The sequence below is a fragment of the Glutamicibacter sp. JL.03c genome (assembly GCF_025854375.1).
In the GTDB taxonomy this organism is placed as follows: domain Bacteria; phylum Actinomycetota; class Actinomycetes; order Actinomycetales; family Micrococcaceae; genus Glutamicibacter.
The window spans coordinates 2846319-2866757 of sequence record NZ_CP107575.1 but is presented as its reverse complement, the minus strand read 5'-3'; the positions used below and the strand labels follow the sequence as shown (position 1 = coordinate 2866757).

The window sequence follows — 20439 nt, the reverse complement described above, 5'->3', positions numbered from 1 at the left end:
GGGACATCAAGGAGCGGGGAGCGGGAGCATGCAATTGCCAATGATGGCCGTGGATGGCGGCCAAACCGGGACGAAAATCCGTGCTGTGGACGAGAGCGGGAGCAGCCGCGAAGTCACCGGGCCGGGGATCCGCACCGATGAGCCGCTGCTTGCCCAGGTGGCCGGCGCGGTGCGCCAGGCGATGGAATCCACTTCGCTCGCCCCGCGGGTGATCGCCGTTGGGCTCTCCGGGCTGACGCGGGCGCAGCACGATGCGGCCGCGCTGCGAGATGAGCTGGCGGTGGCCGGGGTCCAGCGGGTGCTGCTGGCCCACGATTCGCTGACCTCCTATCTCGGCGCGCTGGGCAGCGGTCCCGGCGCAGTGATTGCTGCTGGCACCGGCGTGGTCGCCCTGGGTGTGGGCCGCGAGGCCGTGGCCCGGGTCGATGGCTGGGGCCACATCATGGGGGATGCCGGCAGCGGGTACTGGATCGGGCGCCGGGCGCTGGACGCGGTGATGCGCGCCCATGACGGACGCGGAGCGGACACCTTGCTCAGCGGCGCCGTGCGCGAGCACTGGCCAGAGCTCGATGAAGCCTATATCCAGCTGCAGTCCTCGCCCGGCATGGTCAGCGAGGTGGCCTCCCTGGCGCGGGCGGTGGCCCGCTGGGCCGGCAGCGACCGGATTGCCGCGCAGATCAGCCGCGATGCGGCCCGGGAGCTGGCTTTCAGCGCGGTCACCGCGGCGCACCGCGCCCACGCGGCAGAAGATGGCTCGTGCCGGATCGCCGCGATGGGCGGGGTGTTCGGCAACCAGGTGCTGCGCGCGGAGTTCGCTCGCCAGCTGCAGGCGTTGGATCCATCCGTGGACCTGGTCCCGGCGGCCGGCAGCGGACTGGACGGGGCGCAGCTGCTCGCCTCGCTGACCACAGACCATGCGCTGTGGCCGATGATCCGCGTGAGCTAGCTGGCAATGCGCGGTCCGTGGATCAATGACAAGATAGGAAGGATGATGCCAAGCAATAAGGAGTGATCTTGAGCTATCGAGTCGGTTCCGCGGAACTAGTTCCCCAGGGAGAATCGTTGCTGGTCAGCGCCAGTGACAGCGGTGCAAGCGAAGACATTGCGATTTTCCATGCCGAGGACGGCAACTTCTACGCCTTGCAAGATGAGTGCCCCCACGAGGTTGCCTCGCTGTCTGAAGGATGGATCGAGGACTGCTCGGTGGAATGCCCGCTGCACTCGTCGACCTTCGACCTGAAGACCGGCCGGGTCCAGTGCCTGCCGGCGACCGTGGACGCGCGCAGCTACCCGGTGAATGTGGTGGACGGATTCCTGGAGCTCGACTTCTAGATGCCTTCGGTCCATATCATCGGCGGCGGCGTGGCCGGCTACACGCTGGCGAGGGAACTGGTGCGCCAGCACTACGCCGGCACCATCATCATCAGCGAGCCCCAGGGCCTGCCCTATGACCGGCCGCCGCTGAGCAAATCGCTGCAGATCGAGCCCTTCGTCCCGGCCGCCTGGTACGCCGAGCACGGCATCGAGCTGCGGCAGGAGAAGATCGCGCAGCTGCCCTTGCCTGCCGCACCGGACGACTGGGTCGTGCTGGCCACCGGCACCACCCCGGAGCTGCTGGAGGTTCCCGGAGCAGGGCATGCGCGCACGCTGCACACCGCAGCGGATGCCGCCGCGCTGGCCCAGGCACTGGATGACTCGATGTTCGGGCTGGAAGTCCTGGTCATCGGGGCGGGGCTGATCGGAGCAGAATTCGCTTCCACTGCCAGCATGCTCGGCGCGCAGGTGACCCTCGTATCCAACTCCGAGGCCCCGCTGGCGCCGGTCCTCGGCCACGAGCTCGCCGCGCAATTGCATGCAGATCATGGACAGCGGGGGATCAGGACCATCACCGGAACCGTGGAACGCATTGCAGCGGACCACGTCCTGGTTGATGGCCAGCGCCTCGAGGCCGAGGTGATCCTCAGCGCGATCGGGGTGCGCCCGGACACCGCGCTGGCCTCCGCCCTGGGGCTCGAGGTGGATGACGGAATCCTTGTCGATGCCCAGCAACGCGCGCTGGGCCACCGCCAGGTCCTGGCCATCGGCGATGCCGCCCGGCACCAGGGCGCTCGCCGAACAGTGCACTGGGAAGCGGCGATGGAAGATGCCGCCCAGGCGGCGGCCACGATCCTGGGGGCCGCCCCGGTGCAGCGTTCGGTGCCCTGGTTCTGGACGGACCGACACGAGATGCATGTGGAAACCGTGGGGGACTTCCGCCAGGCGGCTTCCACCGTGCTGCGGCGCAACCGCCGCGGCAAGCTCCAAGCCGTATTCGGCCTGGATGCCCACGGCGTGCTGGTGGCAGCCAGCATGGTTGACGGGGGCCTGATGGCCAAGGCTGTCAAGCGCCTGGTCGCGCGGGGCTCCGCACCGAGCATCGAGCACCTGGAAGACCCGAGCGTGGGTCCTCGCGAACTAGGACGGAGCGATTGATGAACACCGCTGAACCAGCGAAGCTCCCACTGGCGCTGCAGGCGCCCACCCTACGGGTCAGCCGCGGCTGGATCGCCGCCGTGGTCACCGTCCATATCGGCATCAACGTCGGGTTCTTCGCGCCGATCCAGGTACTGCTTGGGCTGCATGCCGAGCAGCTTGATGCCAGCCAGAAGGGGGCCATCCTCTCGCTGGTCACCGGGGTGGGCGCCGCGGTCTCGCTGGTGGCGAACCCGCTCTTTGGCGCCCTGAGCGACCGGAGCACCTCAAGGTTCGGGCGCCGCATTCCATGGGTGTTCTGCGGAACCATCTGCGGCGCGCTGGCGCTGCTGCTGATGTCCACCGCGCATACCGTTGGGCTTCTGGTCCTTGGCTGGGCGCTGATGCAGGCCGCGGGAAATGCCGCGGTGGCAGCCATTTTCGCGGCGATACCGGATCGAGTGCCCGTCGAGCAGCGCGGAGTGGTCGGCGGACTCGTCGCCTTGGGCCAGACCTGCGGCTCGCTGATCGGTGCCGTGATCGGCATGGTGGCCGCGGGCAATCTGGTGTTCGGGTATGCGCTCGTTGCCTTGGCCGTGGCACTATGCGCGGTGCCCTTCGTGCTGATGCGCCAGGACACCCCTTTGCCCAAGGGCGCACTGGAACCGCTCACGCCCCTGCAATTCGCACGCAGTTTCTGGATCAATCCGCTCAAGCACAAGGACTTCGGGTGGGCGTGGCTGACCCGATTCCTGCTGTACCTCGGAAGCCAACTGTGCCTGGTGTATCTCCTGTACTTCCTGCAGGATGCCATCGGCCATCCTGAACCCGCCCAGGGCGTGCTGGTGCTGACGGCGATCTATGCCTTCTGTGTCATCTTCTCCTCCGTCATCTCCGGCAAGCTCTCGGACCGGGACGGGCGCCGCAAGAAGTACGTCATCATCTCCTCGGTGATTGTTGCCGCGGCCGCTGGCGTGATGGCCATGTCCTCGACCTTCACCATGGCCATTATCGCCGCGGTGCTCCTGGGGCTTGGATTCGGGGCCTACCTTGCCGTGGATTTCGCGTTGCTCACCCAGGTGCTGCCGACCGCTGATTCGCGAGGCAAGGATCTGGGCATGATCAATATCGCCAATTCCCTGCCCCAGGTAGTGGCACCACTCGTCGCGTGGCTGGCAGTGACCTGGCTTGGCGGCTATCCCACCCTGTTCCTGTGCTCGGTGGCGGTGAGCTTGCTAGGGGCGGTGCTGGTGCGCAAGATCAAGAGCGTGCCATGATCATCGCCGAGTCCATTTCCTGGCTGATCAACGATGCGCCGTTTGGCGTGACGTTCATCTTCTTCTTCCTTGGGGCCTTTGCCAGGGGCAACGCCACCTATTGGGTGGGCCGCGGACTCGCCAAGGGCGTGGAGCACACCCGGTTCCAGAAGCATCTGCATGGGCCGGTCTACCGCAGGGCGCAGAAATTCATTGGACGTTGGGGCCTCTTCGCCATCCCGCTGAGCTTCCTCACGCTCGGAATCCAGAGTGCGGTCAACGCTTCGGCAGGGATCAGCCGCATGCCGTTGCGCCGCTACCTCCCGGCCGTGGCCGTGGGCGCGCTGCTATGGTCCACTATTTACACCACAGTGGGGCTAGCCGTATTTTATGCCTGGCTGGCTTTGGATTGGCCATGGGTTGCAGGCGGTCTGGCGCTGATCGGCGTGGTCGTGTTGATCGTCTTGCGGCGGCGGGCCCGCACGCGGTCTGCCCAAGAATCAGCGCCCCCGGAATCATCCGAAATCAATTGCTAGGCGGTCGTATGATGATTTCAGCGATCCACGGAATCAGAGAGCAGGTGCGGCGACATGTCGTTGAATCTATCGAAGCGCGAGAACCGCACCGTGCAACTCGATGAGATTGATCGCAGGCTCCTGGCATTGCTCAGCAAGAATTCTCGGCGGACCAATAATTCGCTGGCTGAAGAGCTGGGGATTGCGGCCTCGACATGCCTGGCGCGCTTGAACGCCCTGCGCGACTCCGGGGTGATCACCCGGTTCACCATCGAGGTGGACCCACAGGTTCTCGGCCGCGAGCTCGAAGCCCTGATCTTCGTGAAGATCCGCCCGGGAGCCCGCCATCTCATGGCCAATTTTGCCAGCGAGATGAAAACCAAACCTGGAGTTCGACAGCTGTTTTTCCTCGGCGGCGCCGATGACTTTGTCCTGCATGTGGCAGTGCGCAACTCGGCTGACGTCCGCCAATTCGTCCTGGATAACCTCTCGGCGAACCCGGCGGTCGCGACAACTCAGACGTCGCTGGTCTTCGAACATGGGCAGGGGCACGGGGAGTTCTAGCTTCATCCAGTACTTGGCCTCGATGACCCTTTTGTCGTAGGAGTCAGCGATACCTGTGGGCGCTCTTCGAAGAAATATGCTAAACTTGTTGTTCTTCTCTTAGCAATACTGCGGTCCCTCGGCCGTCGGACGAAGTTCTCCGGCTAAACGAGCGGGCCAAATGCAGCAGCGACTGAAAAATGGGGAGGCCGAGAAGATTATGACTCTGGAAACTACGATTCTGACTGCAGTGGTGACTCTGATTGTCTTGGCGATCGTGAGCGTCTTCATGGTGATCCGCTACAAGAAAGACCACCAAGCCGAAATTCGCCAAGCCCTGGTAGCCAAGGCCTACCGGCGCGGTGTCGCTTCACCCGAAGATCTGTCGAACCATGATCTGGGCATTCAAATCCGCGAGGCCAAGCGACAGCAAAAGAACAACGACTTGAAGACCGCATAAGCGATTTCAAGACCGGCGAAAAATACCCGAGGGAACTCATGCCCTCGGGTTTTTTCTTGCCGGAAACGATTATGGGCCAGCATGGCGAATTTGTTCTCGGCTATGTCCCCGGTCACCTGAAAAGTCGATTTTGCCCCAGAATCATGCGGATTGCATCACAGGAGCATGTGTGGTTCTCGACAAAAGGGTTACGGGGATAAAACGTTTCAGAAATCATTGATAGTGCTGGAAAGACGTGATGGAAATTAACTAGGAGCACAAGCAATGGCAACGATCCCGCTCGGTGAAGATATTCTCTTGGCCCGCCATGGCGCCAACATCGTGAAGCTTCGCCAGGATCGCAGGAACCGAGCCACCATTGCGATCCTCCGCGACGGCCAGACCGACTCCGCATCAAATCTGCTGACCCTTCCTGCTCGTGCCTTGACCCCAGCTGCCAGCTTCAGCCAGGGCGCAGCCAAGTACCTCAACGATGAAGCTGAAGTCAGTCGCGGAGAAGTGCGTTCGCTGGTCAAGATCTCGCTTGGCTTCAGCGCTGCCATGGGCATTGTATTCGGCGGCCTGGTCTTGGCCCTGTACAAGGTGGGCGGCAACGAAGCGCTCCAGTCATTGGCCTACATGGGTGGCGTCCAGTAGCTGCCCGCTGCACCCTCCGATAGCGAGAATCCAAGGCTCCTTGGGCGCTCGCTATTTTTCTATCTGATCCCACTGAATTTTCACGACGGCGCGCTCTCGGCAACTCTCGATTTTCGTCGTGCTCGGGCATAGGATGGCGGCAACCGGAAGAACTAGGAGCGGGCCATGCGTTTTGTTTTGGAAGTCAATTTTGATACCGAGAACATGCAGCTCAAGCCGATGGAGGAGCTTCAACGCATTTTGAGCGACTGGTCGCAGCGCGTGGCCATGTACCCGCTGGAACCCGGCGCCCAGGAGGATGTCTACGACTCGCAGAATGAAGAAGTCGGCGAGTGGGCCATTTTGGAAGACTAGTCTCTCCGTTTTGAGAACCAGCCAATGGCGTAGCCTGCCGCCAGGGTCACCAGCAGGACCAGCCACAGCGGCGCAGCTGTGTGGATGAGGAAGAACTCCACGCGCACGTAGGTCAGATTCTGCAAGATGAAAACCAGCGCTACGATCACCAGGGCGATGGCTGCCCACTGCCGGGGAATCAAAGCGAAGCGCCGCGGCTTGCGTTCCTTTCCACTCATGACGCGCTGCCGGTGCTCAGCAGGCCGGCAATCATGGCCGAAAGTCCTCGCTGGAAGGAATCGTCGCTGGTGTTCAGCTGGGTTTTCCGTTGCGCGGCCACCGCCTGGGTGAAGTGCGGGGTGAGGTCCTTGTGATTTGTCGTATCAAAAATATCGTGCGGTGCCGCGGTGTCCATCGCGGAGCCGAAGATGAATGACTCCAAGGCAACGATGCTTGGAATGATCTCGTTTTCAGCCAGGCCGTAGTCCTTCAGAGCCTCGGCGACCCGCTCGTACATGCTCAGGGTGCGCGGGGAATCCGAGACCGGAAGCACTGCGATGATCGGGATCAATGGGATATGTCGGGCGAACACATCGCGGTAGCTCGTCGCCCACTGGACCAGGGCTTCGGTCAGTGGCTCAGTATCAAAAATTGTGGTGTCGATATCGGTCATGACCAATTCCTGGATCCACTGCATCAAGTCATGTTTTGAGTCCACATGGTTATACAAAGCCGACGGGGAAACACCCAGCGACTTGGCCAGACGTTGCATGGTCAGGTGCTCGTACCCGCTGTCGGAAACCAGTTCTAGCGCGTTCGCGGTGATGCGTTCGCGAGTGAGTACCGCTTTGCGCGGTCTTCCAGCGCGCCGGGTGCCCGATTCGGTCATGCGTTTCACTTCCTGACGTGGGTTGCTTCACAAGTCGATGTTCTTCCCCTATGCTATATGACAAGTAAATGAACTGAATTCATTTTATTGTTTGAGGGAGCTGTTCATGGAACATCTGGAACGCGACGTAGTAGTCATCGGTGCCGGCCCATCGGGTCTGACCGCAGCCTACGAGCTGAACAAGGCAGGCAAATCCGTTGCCGTGCTCGAAGCCCGCGACCGCGTCGGCGGACGCACCTGGACCGACGTCATGGACGGGGCCACCATCGAAATCGGAGGCCAATGGATCAGCCCTGACCAGACCGGCCTGTACTCGCTGATCGAAGAGCTGGGCATCGAGACCTTCGAGCGCTACAAGCAAGGCAAGAGCGTCTACCGCACCGAAGCCGGCGAATCGATCATCTACGAGGGCGACGACTTCCCGGTGGCAGAGTCCACCGTGGCCGAAATGAACAAGCTGATCGAGCTGATGAACCAGCTGGCAGCTCAAATGAACCCGGACAAGCCATGGGAGCACCCGCGCGCGGCGGAACTGGACACCATCTCCTTCCATCACTTCCTGCGCAGCAACTCCGATGACGAGACCGCCTGCAACAACATCGGCCTGTTCATCGCCGGCGGCATGCTCACCAAGCCAGCCCATGCCTTCTCCGCGTTGCAGGCAGTGCTCATGGCCTCGTCAGCAGGCTCCTTCGACAACCTGGTCGATGAAGACTTCATCCTTGACCGCCGCATGAAGACCTCCATGCAGGGCGTCTCCATCGAGGTCTCCAAGCGCCTGCCAGAAGGCTCGGTGTACCTGAACAACCCAGTGCTGAAGCTGGAATGGAGCGAAGAAGGAGTTGTGGCCCACGGCAGCGATGTCACCGTGAAGGCCAAGAAGGTTGTTCTTGCGGTGCCGCCGAACCTGTACAGCCGCATCAGCTACTTCCCGCCGTTGCCGCGGTGGCAGCAGATCACCCACCAGCACCAGTCCATGGGCCTTGTCATCAAGGTGCACGCGGTCTACGACACCCCGTTCTGGCGCGAAGAAGGGCTCTCGGGGACCTGCTTTGGTCCGAACCACCTGGTCCAGGAAGTCTACGACAACACCTTCGACGGGGAAGAGACCGGCACCCTGGTCGGCTTCATTTCCGACGTGGAAGCCGACAAGGTCTGGTCGCTGGCATCGGACGAAGAGCGCAAGGACGTCGTGCTCAAGGCCATGGCCGAGTTCCTGGGCGAGAAGACCCTGGATCCCAAGGTCTTCTACCTTTCGGACTTCGGCTCCGAAGAGTGGACCCGAGGAGCCTACGCCACCAGCTACGACCTGGGCGGACTGCACCGTTTCGGCCCGACCCAGAACGATAATGTCGGCCCGATCTTCTTCAGCTCCTCGGATTTGGCGGGCGAAGGCTTCCAGCATGTTGACGGCGCAGTGCGCATGGGCCGCCGCTCCGCGGCGCGCATCATCGCAGAGCTCGATGGCACCAGCTACGACGAAAACTACGACGGCGTGCAGACCCTGACCGCGGTCGACGACAAGATCAGCGCGTAGACCATGAAACTGCTCGTAGGCTACACCGCGGATGAGCGGGGCGCCGAGGCCATCGAATTGGCCAGCGCACTGGTGTCGGGATACCCCGAAGGGTCCTTGCGGATCGCCATCGTGCTGCCTGCAGCTGCACCGTTCAACGCGGTCTACCCGGGCGGGGACCACGGATACTCCAGTATCCTCTCCGCCCAGGTCGACCAGTGGGCTGAACACGCACTGGCCTTGGTTCCAGCCGGGATCAAGGCCAGCGTAGTGGCCCGCTCGCTGCCCTCGATAGCCGAAGGGCTGATCGCCCTCGCCCAGGAACACCAGGCTGATGGCATTGTGCTCGGCGGACGCAAACGCCACCGCGCCGGATTCTTCCTGCCCGGCGCGATTGCCAACGCGCTGCTGCACTCCTCGCCGGTCCCGGTCTACATGTCCTCGCCCGCGGCAATGGAGACCCTGAGGTCAGCGGACGGCAAGCTGACGAGGATCACCGCATTCGTAGGGGATCGCCCCGGAGCGAAGGGTGTCATCGAGCATTCTGCGCGGCTGGCTGCCGGCGGTGCAGTGCCCCTGCGCGTGGTGACGCTGGTCTTGCCCTTCGACGTCCAGGATCCGGAACGAGACCTGCAGGCGCACGTGGAAAGCACCAGCGCGGAACTGCGCGAACTGGCTGGTTCCATGGATCTCGAGGCCAGCATCGACGTGGTGGTGGGACGCAGCCTGGATGAAGCCGCCGGGCAACTCTCCTGGCAGGCCGGCGACCTGGCCCTGTTCGGGTCGGCCAGGCTGGCAGCTGACCGCCGGCTCTTCATCGGTCCCAAGGCGCAACGCATCCTCGGCAAGCTCTCTGTGCCCCTCGGAGTCATTGCGCATCCTGGACCGCGCAACTAGCCACGCCAGCGGACACCCGCTGGCGGCACCCCTCACTGTTCAACCGTACTGATGGAAAGGTGGCGCGGTACTTCTGACCGACGCACTATCGCCTCACTCAAGCTAAAGGTTTACCAACATGTCGCACGACCTGAGCCAGGATGCCCATCCTGCCGCCGCCGCAAGCGGGTTGCACGAAAAAGGCCTGTCCAAGGGCACCGTCGGTGTTCTCGGGCTGATTGTCATAGGCATCTCCTGCATCGCCCCGGCCTATACCCTGACCGCCGGGCTCGGCGCCACCGTGGCAGAGGTCGGCACCAGCCTCCCGGCCATCTTGATTGCCGGGTTCATCCCCATGCTCCTCGTGGCCCTTGGCTACCGGGAGCTGAACAATTCCATGCCCGATTCGGGAACCTCGTTCACCTGGGCCACCCGCGCTTTCGGCCCCATGATCGGATGGATGGGCGGCTGGGGACTGATCGCCGCCACGGTGATCGTGCTCTCCAACCTGGCGGCCGTCGCTGTGGACTTCTTCTACATCTTGCTGGCCCAAGTCACCGGCCAGCCGGCGATCGCGGAGCTGACCGAGAACCTGTGGATCAACATCCCCACTACGCTCGTGTTCATCGCTGCCGCCGCCTACATTTCCTACCGCGGCATGAACGCCACGAAGATCTTCCAATATGTGCTGGTCGGCTTCCAAGTTGGCGTCCTGCTGCTGTTCTCCATCATGGCGTTCACCTCCAGCACACCTTATGATCCGACCCCCATCACCTGGGAGATGTTCAACCCTGCGGGAGTCGAGACGTTCACGTCCTTCGCCGCTGGCATCTCCTTGTCAATTTTCGTCTTCTGGGGCTGGGACGTGACCCTGACCATGAATGAGGAAACCACAGATCCCAACAAGGTTCCCGGTCGTGGCTCGACATGGACCGTGCTGATCATTATCGCCCTGTATCTGGCCGTTGCCACCGCCGTGCTGTATTTCGCGGGAGTTGGGACGACCGGGCTCGGCGCGGGAAATCCGGAGAATCAGGAATCCATCTTCGCCGTCCTGGCCGGACCCGTCATGGGACCCCTGGCCATGCTGATGTCGCTTGCGATCATGTCCTCCTCAGCGGCCTCGCTGCAGTCGACGATGGTTTCACCAGCCCGCACCTTGTTGGCCATGGGATACTACAAGGCCTTGCCGAGCCGATTTGCGAAGATCTCCCCGAGGTTCATGTCCCCGTCCGTGGCGACGGTCGTGTCTGCCGGCGCAGCGGCGGGATTCTACGTGGTGACCCGGTTGCTCTCGGAAAACGCGCTGTGGGATACCATCACAGCTTTGGGACTCATGATTTGCTTCTACTACGGCCTGACCGCCCTGGCCTGCGTCTGGTATTTCCGTGGCGAGCTGTTCAACAGCGCCAGGAACTTCTTCTTCAGATTCCTGGCACCACTTCTCGGAGGTGTCATCCTGCTGGTGATGTTTTTCGTTACGGCGGTTGATTCGCTGGATCCAGGCTATGGCTCGGGATCTGAAATCGGTGGCATCGGGATGGTGTTCATCCTGGGCGTCGGAGTACTGCTCCTGGGCGTCGCCGTGATGATCTACATGCGCATCACCCAGCCTGCCTTCTTCAAGGGGGAAACCATCAAGACCTATAAGGTGCTGAAGTAATCAGTCGATGATTTCCCAGTCGTGAACCACCCGTGAGCCCATCACGGGTGGTTCAATAGGTTCATGGCTAACTCGGTACTTTTCATTTGCTCTCGCAATGCCGGCAAATCGCAGATGGCTGCCGCATTGATGGACTATATTTCTGGCGGAAAGATCACCAGCTACTCCGCGGGGACCAATCCGGGCTCGGGGATCAATCAGGAATCGGTGGCCTCTCTGGCACAGGCCGGGGCAGATATGTCTGGCGGGACGCCCAAAGGAATCGACCCGAAGGTCGTCCAAGGAGTCGACCGGGTCATCATCCTCGGCACCGATGCCCATCCGCAGCTGGGCCCGTCGGTCAACGTCGAACGCTGGGTCACCTACGAACCAAGCGAAGACGGCATCACCGGTGCCGAACGCATGAATATCATCAGGGATGAGATCGCCGAGAAAGTGCGTGGTCTTTTCCACGAGTTGGAGCAGTAGCCATTTCACGACGACCCCTGTTCACCGGCACCGCTCCGTGGTGGTTGCCGGGCATCTGCCTGGTGCTCACCGGCTGGTGCGCTAACCAATACGTGTCCCTGATCAACTGGTATCAGCAGTTCCGCGACCTGAGTGAATTCGAAGCCATGCTGGTCATGGGCAGCTACCTGGTGGGCATGATTCCTGCGCTGGCCTTCGGTGGACCGTTGGCCGACCGCTTCGGACGCAAGCCCTTCTCCTTGATCGCCCTGGCCAGTTCCATCCTCGGATCATTGGTCATGGCTGCCGGGGCGCTGAATGTTGCCGGACTTTATGCAGGCCGAGCCTTCACCGGGTTCGGAATGGGCCTGGCGATGGTGGCTATCACCAGCTGGGTGAAGCTGCTGAGCCCCGGCGCCGCCGGCGCAACCCGGGCGGCCCTGTGCACATCGTTGGGGTTCGCGGTCGGGCCAATTATTTCCGGGGCCATCGTCGGTGCAAGCGCGCATCCAGAAATCGCCTACGCGGTACATGCTGTGACCACGATTGCTTGGCTGATCTTGATTGCAGTGGCCGCAGGGGAACCGCGAGTGGCGTTCGCCGGTCCTGCCGGGGCAGGCAGCCCGACGACGCCCGAGAATCGACGACGCTTCAATCGAATTGTTCTGCCGTCCGCGCCGTGGGTCTTTGGCATGGCGGCTACAGGATTCGCAGTGGTTCCCGCGCTGAGTGACGGCGCCGGAGGATCCAATCTGCTCTACTCCACCGTTGCCGTTGCGGTAACCATGGGCATGGGAACCATCATCCAGCCGTTTGTCCGGAGGTTCAACGACGTTCGAAAGATCTCGTTGCTGATGGCCGGACTGGCGACTGCGCTGGCGGGCTTGCTGCTGATGATGGCTGTCTCCTTGACCGGTTCCGAGGTGATGGGAGTACTCGCCTTTATTCTTTCGGGCGCCGCCAACGGCATCTTGCTGGTGGCGGGGTTGAGCCAGGTGCTGGATCTGGCCGGCTCAGCGGATGTCGGAAAATTAACCGGTCGTTTTTACATGGTGTGTTTCATCGGGTTCACGTTCCCGACGCTCTTCGCCTTGTGGCGTCTGATTGCGCACCCAGAGCTATTCATCGGCATCCTGGCGCTCTTGTGCCTGGGCTCGATGGTGCTGGTTTACCGCAGCCGGACGGAGCTGGGCGGTACCGGGCTCGAAGCGGTCAACGGCTGAGCCAAGAGCTGAAGCTAGTGCTTGTCCTTGCTCAATTTCTTGAGCAGTTCGGTCGTGCGGTACGGAATCACGTCACGCAGGATCATGGACGTGGAGGTCCGCGTGATACCCGGGCAGAGGCGGATCTCTTCGCTGACGCGGTAGAGGTCATCCGGATCGGTGGCCGAGACGCGGATCAACAGGTCGGTGTCGCCAGCTGGAGCCACGCATTCGAGCACCTCGGGAATCTGGCGCAGGGCGGCAATGGCATCGTTCAAGGCTGCCTGGTTGAGCTCTGCGCTCACGAAGGCGCTGACGCCGCGACCCATGGATGAAGGCAGGATGCGGGCAGTGTTCGGGCGTAACGCGCCCGAATGCGCCAAGCGCTCCAAACGGGTTTGCACGGTGCCCCGAGCCAATCCCAGCTGCTGCGCGAGCATCATGATCGGCACGCGCGGATCAGCATCCAGGGCCAGGAGGATACGTCGGTCGGTTTCATCGAGCTGATACGTATCCGAATTCATGTGCTGGTCTCCTGTGACAGGTTGTGGTGCGCGTGCGTAAGTACCTTCTACAGATTTTAGTCAATATGACCAGTTGAGCCCAAATGTGTTGCGCGGACTGACCGATATTGTTGCAAACAAGCCGGAAACGGCAGCTCCGCCGCCTGTCAGTACGCGATTCCTCGTCTCTTATCCACAAAACCGTGCTCTGGCAATCATTCGAGGGCCAATCACAGTACCCTGTTCCTATGAGGTTTTTGCGGTTGGAAGATGTGGCTGAGGAGCTGAATGTGAAGCTTCCTCAAGTTCGCGCTCTGGTCAAAAGCGGGGAGCTGCCGGCCATCCAAATTGGAGGGCGTGGCATGTGGCGTGTGGAGCGAGTGGAACTGGAAAACTACATCCAGCAACGGTACGCCCAAGCACGTGAAGAGATCGCTAACGACTCGCAATCCTAAAGGTCCATGACTTTCTGCACATAGACCTTAAGCGAATCGCTGACGAACTGCGCGTGGCCACCGTAGTTCTTGGCGAATCGTTCATCCGTGACATACATGTCAGCCAGGGACGTGACATAGGTGCTGCCTTGTTCCGGAATGCCGGACTCTAGTGGGGTCCCGGGAATCGAACTCAGCCACTGCACATGCCGCGCGGCTAGCGATTGGGCCACCTCGCTCTCAGGTCGAACATTCGCCTGGCCGGCGCTGATCCAGGCTTCGTTCAATTCGCGGACCTGCTGGAAGAAGCCGGCTTGTTCTTCCGGGCTCTTGCCGCGCCACCACTTGTTCGAGGTCTGGTAGGCCTTGGCGCCCCAGCGTTCGGTGACTTCGTCCTTGTATTGCTCGTTGAAGCCGTCAAAGCTTGTTTCGGGTTTCATTCTTTCTCCGTTCTCTATTGCGGTAATGGTGCGTTCGAGCGCTGTGATCTGTCGATCGATCGTCTTGCGCTGTGTTTGCAGTTGCTGGATATGCTCGGTCAGCGCTTGGAGTTCGTCGCGTTGTTCTTCGAGAATTTCGGCGATGCTCTCCAGCTTCAGACCCATGTCCCGGAGCAACAAGATTCGTTGCAACCGCACCAGCTGATCTTGGGTGTAGAAGCGATACCCGTTTTGGGCAACGTGCCCCGGTGTCAGTAGCCCGATGTGGTCGTAGTGGCGCAGGGTGCGGCTACTGACCCCGGCCGCCCTGGATACGTAGGAAATCGAGTATTCCGCTATCCCCGGGCCCTGTGCTGAGTTGTTCATGATTCTCACGCTACAGGTTGACGCAACGTCAAGGTCAAGAGGTGAAATTTTCACCCCAAGGCTAGATGTGTGATTCAGCTCTCATGGCAAAATGACGAATATTCGGAGAGCATTTTTCAGCGAATTGATCATATTGAATAGTGGATGCATCGTCTGTTGCGCAAGATGAATCATGTGCTGTTCAATGAATTCAGACGACGTTGGAAGGGCTACCGCCGGACCAGCCACGACCTAGAGCGCATGCAGACCATCCGAACCTGTATCGCTGGACAAGCTTTGGCCACCCACGCCAAGCCATGGTGAAAGCGCATATCTTAATGGCTCGTGAGCAACTCCCCGGTGGAGTGCTCACGAGCCATTGCTTTTGGGCCAGATTTGCCGCAAAGCATGTGGTGTCGACGTTTCTACTAGTGGAGAGCTGGTTTTAGAGTCGATTGGTGCACACTGTTGGCACTTAACTGTCCGTTCACGGCGCTCTCTCGATCCAATTTCACAGATATACCTCGTGCCCTTCGGGCGGCCTCGGGCCGACTCTGGAACAATGAGCGCGTAGGCAGAAGAAGGAGCAACGTGGGTTCAATGAGGCGCGTCTGGCAAAACTGGTGGATGCAAATTGCTGGCGGCATGCTGATCGCGATTATCGCGGTGCTGCCCTGGCTCTGGATCGGAGAAGAAGACCGTTCAATCTTGCCGCTATCCAGCAATGATGCCCTCGGCCTGATCGTGGTTTTCACCCTGACCTCGCTGCTTGGCAGCTGGTTTGTTCGCAGCGTTGGACGTGGCAGAACCGGTTTTACTGTCGTGAGTGCCGTGGGTTTGTTCCTTGGCATGCTCGGGCTGGGAGCCCAAGGCATTTATGCCACAAATCCGGCGGCCTTCAGCGGGAAACTCACGCAAGCATCGGTGACTGAGCTGTGGGTCTTTGGCGCGCTACTGGTACTGAGCCAAGCTTGGTATTTTCTCAGTGCGAAAGTGCGCCTGCCTGTTGCAACGCTCTTTTACGCAACGATGACCGTCAGCGTCAGCTACTGGTTGCAGATCGTCGCATCGCTGGTTGCCGGAGCACAGTCCTACTACATCTACCTCTGGTACGCGGGCCCTTTGGTCTTGGGACTGATTCTTGGATTCGTCGGCTTCCTGCGGGCTTCGAATCTGATCTTCTGGGTCCTCGCCCTGGCGATTCAATGGGTCATGCCAGCGGTGGTCGAAAGCGCGGCGCGAGTGATCCAGTCGGATGCCGGATTTGCCCAGGGACTCAGGGCCTTCGGGACTGGGTTCGGCACCGCGATCACGGAAGTTGCTTGGCAAACGCCGCTTCTTGTCAGCTTGGCAACCGCGATGCTGACCAGCGTCATCATCGTGATCGTGCGCAAGGTGCGTCGACACTGATTCGGAACGGTGAAGCGCAGGCCTGCTCTTGTGGTGATCCCGCGGGCATGCCACAACTAGAATGAACTTATGGATGAACTGCACGAACGCGATCCCGGAGAACTAGTCCAGCCCATTATTCTGCGCATCGATAAGGAAGATCCCTCGACTGAAGATGAGGGACTGTCGGCGGTCTCGCGCGCCGCGATCATCGCCTACCTGCAAGATCCGCAAAACCCGGACTGGCAGCAGTGGGCCTCCCAGGCCTTCGCCAAATCCGTGCGTCGTGCCAACCCCAAGATGTTTGCCAAGGTCCTGGAAATGTTTCCGGACCAGATGGTCAGCGAGGTAGGCAAAGCCCAGGCAGTTGGCCTGCCACCACTTCCCGCGGCAAGTCTCCCCAAGCTCATCGCCAAGCTGCAAGTCTCTGGAACGGAACTTCCGAAGAGCGGGGAAGTGTTGAATGCGACGGTGAATATCGCTGTGAATGATTCACTGAAAATGTCCACGGGCAAGGCCGCCGCGCAGTGTGCCCATGCACTCTTTGCCTGGCTGACGGAATCCGATGGCCAAGGCATTGAAGCGTGGTTGAAAGACCACGCGCCAGTGGGCATTCGTCACTTATCCCGCGAGGACTTTGACGCCCTCTCGCAACGAGCCAGCGGCCCGGTCATCCAAGATGCTGGTCGTACGGAAATCGAACCGGGATCCACCACGGCGTTTGTCTTCATTCAGCAAAACTAGCCAGTCAAGCAGGTGCTGTCCGGAATGCCGGACAGCACCTGCTCTTTTCTTGTAGACCGGGCAGACCGGATCTGCTGTGCTGGATTCATGGGAGACGAGGGAAAAGCGGCAAGGATTCGGACCGATCAGAAGGCGCAGCAATGGTCAGGCCGGGTGGATGGCTCAGGCGCACAGCATTTGCGGTGGCATCAGCTGATCACTGAGCAGAAATCTGGAAATCTGAATGATGCGGTGGCGCTGATCGGATTCCGTTCTGATGCTGGGGTGCTGCGCAACCTAGGGCGCATTGGCGCGTTGGACGGGCCTGCGGCATTGCGTTCCGCGCTGAGCCCTATGTCTATCCATAAGCACCGAACACTGGTGGATCTCGGGGACATTGTTGTCGACGGTGACCAACTGGAACCCGGCCAGGAACGACTGGCTGGTGCCGTGGCGCAGGCGCTGTCCTCCGGCTCCCTGCCCATCATTCTCGGCGGCGGGCATGAGACCGCCTATGGAACAGGCCTGGGTTTGATCCGGCACTTGGCCGATGATCGGGGCACGAGGATTGGAATCCTCAATTTGGATGCGCACTTTGATTTGCGTGATGAAAGCCGGCGGACCAGCGGCACCCCATTTCTCGACCTGTACCAAGAAATGCAGGGGCAGGATCGAGAATTCCACTACGCGGTGCTGGGGATTTCGCGCCCCGGCAATACCGCCGTGCTGTTTGAGAAAGCTGAAGAACTTGGTGTGCCCTACCTGCTTGACGAGAACTGCCAACCCGAGCCGATCCGGCATTTTGTTCATGCGTTCCTTGAACGCATTGACGTTCTGTATCTGACTATCGATCTGGATGTATTGCCCGCGAGCGTAGCGCCCGGAGTGAGCGCCCCGGCAGGCTTCGGCGTCCCCTTTGAACGGATTCTGGCGGTATGCAGGCAGGTGGTGGCCAGTGGGAAACTCGTTGTTGCCGACGTTGTCGAGCTGAATCCCCGCTTTGACATCGACTCGCGTACAGCACGCAGCGCGGCCCGCCTGATTTATGAAATTTCCGTGGGATAGACGCGACGAAAAATTGATTGTTTGACCCCTCGAACATTATCCTGTGAGTGAGCGAAGATCACCGCTCTCGCTGTCCTGCAATGAAGTAGAGGCAGTGACGCGAAGTTCAGGATTCGAGGCATGAGTGAAAACGACGACTGGTCGACGCAAGCCAGCCGCCTGGCTGGCACTACTCGTAGTGCCGTGGCTCCTGCTTGCCACAGCATGCACGCCAGCAAATAATTCAATGCTAGCGGGCGCCCAGCCGAATGACCCTCGCCCGGTGGTGCTCACGACGTTCACGGTACTGCAGGACATCGCGCAAAACGTCGCTGGCGGACATCTTCGGGTGGAATCCATCACCCGGCGCGGCGCCGAGATCCACGGCTATGAACCGACTCCGGATGATCTGCGCCGAGCCTCTCATGCGGAACTCATCCTGGACAACGGGCTGAACCTCGAAGCGTGGTTTGCGCAGTTCGTCCAAGAGAATTCCGCACCGCACATCACGGTCAGCGAAGATGTCGAACCTATCGGAATCGTGCAGGGTGAAGGCGCCGGAAAGCCCAATCCGCACGCCTGGATGAGCCCGCAGAATGTGCAGCGCTACGTCGACACCATCGCCCAGGCTTTCGCTGAACTGGACCCGGAACACGCATCTGACTATCGCAACAACGCCAAGGCCTACCAAAGCAAGCTTCAAAAAGTGCAAGATGACCTGGACTCGGCCCTCGCAGATATCCCGCAGCAACAACGAGTGCTGGTGACTTGCGAAGGAGCATTCAGCTACCTTGCCAGAGACGCTGGCTTGAAAGAGAAATACCTTTGGGCAGTGAACGCCGAATCACAAGCCACCCCGCGCAAGGTAGCTTCGGCCATCGATTATGTCCGCGATCACGACGTGCCGGCGGTCTTCTGCGAGTCGACCGTCTCGGACGCTGCCATGCAACGAGTCGTCGAGTCGACCGACGCGAGCTTCGGTGGAACGCTGTATGTGGACTCCCTTTCAGAAGCAGATGGCCCGGTGCCCAGCTATTTGGAACTCATCACCCACGACACGGAACAAATCGCCCGGGCATTGAAAGGACAAGCATCATGAACGTGAAGCACAATGTCGACTTGGCCATCGACGTCACCGGCGCCACCGTGCATTACGGACAGGTGCTCGCCCTCGACCACGCTTCCTTGCAATTGGCGCAGGGCACTGTGTGCGGGTTGGTGGGCATGAATGGCTCCGGGAAATCGACGCTTTTCAAAACCATCATGGGACAAATCAAACCCGACACCGGACGGGTCAAGATCAGCGGCACAGACCCATTGCAGGCGCGCAAAAGCGGCAAGCTTGCATATGTTCCGCAGAGCGAAGCCGTTGATTGGAATTTCCCCATCTCGGTCCGCGACGTGGTGATGACCGGCCGCTATGGGCAGATGGGATGGACCCGCCGAGCCAGGAAAATCGACCACGAGGCAGTGAATGAAGCCTTGGAGCGGGTCGAGCTCACCGATTTCGCTGATCGGCAGATCGGGCAGCTCTCCGGGGGGCAGAAGAAACGCGCTTTTGTAGCCCGCTGCATAGCCCAGGGAGCTAGCATCATGCTGCTCGATGAACCCTTCGCCGGTGTGGACAAGCGCAGCGAAGCGACCATTACCAAGCTCCTGCGCGAGATCGCCGATGAGGGCGGGAGCGTGCTGATTTCCACTCATGACCTGCAGGCTTTGCCGGAGTTGGCCGACGAAGCGGTATTGCTGATGCGCAAGGTGCTGATACATGGTCCGCCAGAACTCGTGCTGCGAGCAGAAAACCTAGCGCTGGCCTTCGGGCTGGACCCGATGAAACGAGAAGCATCATGAACGTGATTGAATTGCTCGCCGAACCGCTGAGCTACACCTTCATGATCCGCGCCCTGTCGGTCACGATCATCGCTTCGGTGCTGTGCGCGCTGCTCTCCTGCTGGCTCGTGCTGATCGGCTGGTCGCTGATGGGCGATGCCGTCTCCCATGCGGTGCTTCCCGGTGTGGTCCTGGCCTACATTGTCGGGGCGCCCTTTGCCTTGGGCGCTCTCATTTTCGGGTTCCTGGCGGTGGCGCTGATCGGGGGAGTTCGGGACACCACCAAGCTGAAGGAAGACGCTGCCATCGGCATTGTCTTCACCACGCTGTTCTCCTTTGGCTTGGTGCTCATCTCGGTGACGCCTAGCCATATCGATTTGAACCACATCATCTTCGGCAATCTGCTTGGGGTTTCTTCGGCCGACTTGTGGCAGGTGTTGATTCTTGGCGCGGTGACCTTCGCAATTCTCATTATTAAACGCAAGGATTTCACCCTCTACGCCTTTGACCAGACTCATGCTCATGCGCTGGGCATGAACCCTCGAATCATCGGTGCAGTGCTTCTGGGGCTGCTCGCCATGACCTCCGTGGTCGCGCTGCAGGCCGTGGGCGTGATTCTCGTGGTCGCGATGCTGATCATCCCTGGGGCAACGGCTTTCTTGCTGACCGACAAGTTCTCGAAAATGCTTGTCATCGCCCCGGCGCTCGCCGCTGGGGCCGGCATGCTCGGGGTGTACACCAGCTATTTCCTGGATACTTCCACGGGCGGCATGGTCGTGCTCGCGCAAGGCTTGATCTTCACGCTGGTCTACCTCTTCAGCCCCCGTCAAGGGCTGGTAGCGACGCGAATCGCAGCCAGCGGGCGGCGCAAATCATTGGCGGGCCTCCGGTAGGACCAGAGACAAGATGGGTGGAAGTCGCAGACTTCCACCCATTAGGTTCGC

25 protein-coding genes are annotated in these 20439 nt (G+C 60.7%); 21 read left to right on the top strand and 4 right to left on the bottom strand.

Annotated elements, in window-relative coordinates; translation table 11 throughout:
• Window positions 1–28: 28 nt before the first annotated feature.
• The 9 genes from OF385_RS13295 (at window position 29) to OF385_RS13255 (ending at window position 6215) form a co-directional block, all read left to right on the top strand.
• A complete protein-coding gene (locus OF385_RS13295; protein ID WP_264275784.1) occupies window positions 29–946 on the top strand; it encodes an N-acetylglucosamine kinase in 918 nt (305 codons plus the stop codon).
• A gap of 68 nt (window positions 947–1014) precedes the next feature.
• Complete coding sequence (locus tag OF385_RS13290; RefSeq protein WP_264275783.1) at window positions 1015–1332, top strand: non-heme iron oxygenase ferredoxin subunit; 318 nt, start codon at window positions 1015–1017, stop codon at window positions 1330–1332.
• Window positions 1333–2472, top strand: a complete 1140-nt coding sequence (locus tag OF385_RS13285) for an NAD(P)/FAD-dependent oxidoreductase (RefSeq protein WP_264275782.1) — start codon at window positions 1333–1335, stop codon at window positions 2470–2472.
• Window positions 2472–3728, top strand: a complete 1257-nt coding sequence (locus OF385_RS13280) for an MFS transporter (RefSeq protein WP_264275781.1) — start codon at window positions 2472–2474, stop codon at window positions 3726–3728. Before OF385_RS13285 ends, OF385_RS13280 begins: the two co-directional genes overlap by 1 nt.
• Window positions 3725–4243, top strand: a complete 519-nt coding sequence (locus OF385_RS13275; protein ID WP_264275780.1) for a DedA family protein — start codon at window positions 3725–3727, stop codon at window positions 4241–4243. The genes OF385_RS13280 and OF385_RS13275 overlap by 4 nt, the downstream gene beginning before the upstream one ends.
• 54 nt (window positions 4244–4297) lie before the next feature.
• Window positions 4298–4786, top strand: a complete 489-nt coding sequence (locus tag OF385_RS13270) for an Lrp/AsnC family transcriptional regulator (protein ID WP_264275779.1) — start codon at window positions 4298–4300, stop codon at window positions 4784–4786.
• A 199-nt stretch (window positions 4787–4985) separates the two neighbouring features.
• A complete protein-coding gene (locus OF385_RS13265) occupies window positions 4986–5225 on the top strand; it encodes a hypothetical protein (protein ID WP_264275778.1) in 240 nt (79 codons plus the stop codon).
• A gap of 264 nt (window positions 5226–5489) precedes the next feature.
• Window positions 5490–5861: a hypothetical protein gene (locus OF385_RS13260; RefSeq protein WP_264275777.1), complete on the top strand. Its 372-nt coding sequence runs from the start codon at window positions 5490–5492 to the stop codon at window positions 5859–5861.
• Window positions 5862–6026: 165 nt separating this feature from the next.
• Window positions 6027–6215 carry a hypothetical protein gene (locus tag OF385_RS13255; protein WP_264275776.1) on the top strand — a complete coding sequence of 63 codons (189 nt, stop codon included), beginning with the start codon at window positions 6027–6029 and terminating at the stop codon, window positions 6213–6215.
• Here OF385_RS13255 and OF385_RS13250 read toward each other — a convergent pair.
• Together OF385_RS13250 and OF385_RS13245 are read right to left on the bottom strand one after the other, a co-directional pair.
• Window positions 6212–6433, bottom strand: a complete 222-nt coding sequence (locus OF385_RS13250) for a LapA family protein (RefSeq protein ID WP_264275775.1) — start codon at window positions 6431–6433, stop codon at window positions 6212–6214. The two genes, OF385_RS13255 and OF385_RS13250, sit on opposite strands and share 4 nt — an antisense overlap.
• Entirely contained in the window at window positions 6430–7083 is a 654-nt protein-coding gene (locus OF385_RS13245; RefSeq protein WP_264275774.1) for a TetR/AcrR family transcriptional regulator, read from the bottom strand. The genes OF385_RS13250 and OF385_RS13245 overlap by 4 nt, the downstream gene beginning before the upstream one ends.
• Before the next feature lie 106 nt (window positions 7084–7189).
• Here OF385_RS13245 and OF385_RS13240 point away from each other — a divergent pair, with 106 nt between their 5' ends.
• The 5 genes from OF385_RS13240 to OF385_RS13220 all read left to right on the top strand — a co-directional run bounded on the left by OF385_RS13240 (window position 7190) and on the right by OF385_RS13220 (window position 12808).
• Window positions 7190–8620 carry a flavin monoamine oxidase family protein gene (locus OF385_RS13240; protein WP_264275773.1) on the top strand — a complete coding sequence of 477 codons (1431 nt, stop codon included), beginning with the start codon at window positions 7190–7192 and terminating at the stop codon, window positions 8618–8620.
• A gap of 3 nt (window positions 8621–8623) precedes the next feature.
• Window positions 8624–9496, top strand: a complete 873-nt coding sequence (locus tag OF385_RS13235) for a universal stress protein (protein ID WP_264275772.1) — start codon at window positions 8624–8626, stop codon at window positions 9494–9496.
• A gap of 118 nt (window positions 9497–9614) precedes the next feature.
• Complete coding sequence (locus OF385_RS13230) at window positions 9615–11138, top strand: APC family permease (RefSeq protein WP_264275771.1); 1524 nt, start codon at window positions 9615–9617, stop codon at window positions 11136–11138.
• Window positions 11139–11201: 63 nt separating this feature from the next.
• The gene (locus OF385_RS13225; RefSeq protein ID WP_264275770.1) at window positions 11202–11606 is read left to right on the top strand and encodes a low molecular weight phosphatase family protein; all 405 of its coding nucleotides are present in this window, start codon (window positions 11202–11204) and stop codon (window positions 11604–11606) included.
• A gap of 92 nt (window positions 11607–11698) precedes the next feature.
• Complete coding sequence (locus OF385_RS13220) at window positions 11699–12808, top strand: MFS transporter (RefSeq protein WP_264275769.1); 1110 nt, start codon at window positions 11699–11701, stop codon at window positions 12806–12808.
• A 14-nt stretch (window positions 12809–12822) separates the two neighbouring features.
• On the opposite strand, the gene OF385_RS13215 is transcribed toward OF385_RS13220, so the two are convergent.
• Window positions 12823–13311, bottom strand: a complete 489-nt coding sequence (locus OF385_RS13215) for an Lrp/AsnC family transcriptional regulator (RefSeq protein ID WP_022876091.1) — start codon at window positions 13309–13311, stop codon at window positions 12823–12825.
• Window positions 13312–13580: 269 nt separating this feature from the next.
• Here OF385_RS13215 and OF385_RS13210 point away from each other — a divergent pair, with 269 nt between their 5' ends.
• Window positions 13581–13745: a helix-turn-helix domain-containing protein gene (locus OF385_RS13210; protein ID WP_413468015.1), complete on the top strand. Its 165-nt coding sequence runs from the start codon at window positions 13581–13583 to the stop codon at window positions 13743–13745.
• Here OF385_RS13210 and OF385_RS13205 read toward each other — a convergent pair.
• Window positions 13742–14530: a MerR family transcriptional regulator gene (locus OF385_RS13205; protein WP_264275768.1), complete on the bottom strand. Its 789-nt coding sequence runs from the start codon at window positions 14528–14530 to the stop codon at window positions 13742–13744. The genes OF385_RS13210 and OF385_RS13205 overlap by 4 nt on opposite strands.
• Window positions 14531–15100: 570 nt before the next feature.
• On the opposite strand from OF385_RS13205, the gene OF385_RS13200 reads away from it, so the two are divergent.
• From OF385_RS13200 to OF385_RS13175, 6 genes are all read left to right on the top strand, one after another.
• Entirely contained in the window at window positions 15101–15919 is an 819-nt protein-coding gene (locus OF385_RS13200) for a hypothetical protein (protein WP_264275767.1), read from the top strand.
• A gap of 69 nt (window positions 15920–15988) precedes the next feature.
• Window positions 15989–16642: a peptidyl-tRNA hydrolase gene (locus tag OF385_RS13195; protein WP_264275766.1), complete on the top strand. Its 654-nt coding sequence runs from the start codon at window positions 15989–15991 to the stop codon at window positions 16640–16642.
• An 87-nt stretch (window positions 16643–16729) separates the two neighbouring features.
• Window positions 16730–17686, top strand: coding sequence for a formimidoylglutamase (hutG, locus tag OF385_RS13190; RefSeq protein WP_264275765.1), 957 nt, complete (start codon window positions 16730–16732; stop codon window positions 17684–17686).
• Window positions 17687–17810: 124 nt separating this feature from the next.
• Window positions 17811–18764: a metal ABC transporter substrate-binding protein gene (locus tag OF385_RS13185; protein ID WP_413468014.1), complete on the top strand. Its 954-nt coding sequence runs from the start codon at window positions 17811–17813 to the stop codon at window positions 18762–18764.
• A complete protein-coding gene (locus OF385_RS13180; protein ID WP_264275764.1) occupies window positions 18761–19516 on the top strand; it encodes a metal ABC transporter ATP-binding protein in 756 nt (251 codons plus the stop codon). Before OF385_RS13185 ends, OF385_RS13180 begins: the two co-directional genes overlap by 4 nt.
• Window positions 19513–20388 carry a metal ABC transporter permease gene (locus OF385_RS13175; RefSeq protein WP_264275763.1) on the top strand — a complete coding sequence of 292 codons (876 nt, stop codon included), beginning with the start codon at window positions 19513–19515 and terminating at the stop codon, window positions 20386–20388. Before OF385_RS13180 ends, OF385_RS13175 begins: the two co-directional genes overlap by 4 nt.
• The last annotated feature ends 51 nt before the right edge of the window (window positions 20389–20439 follow it).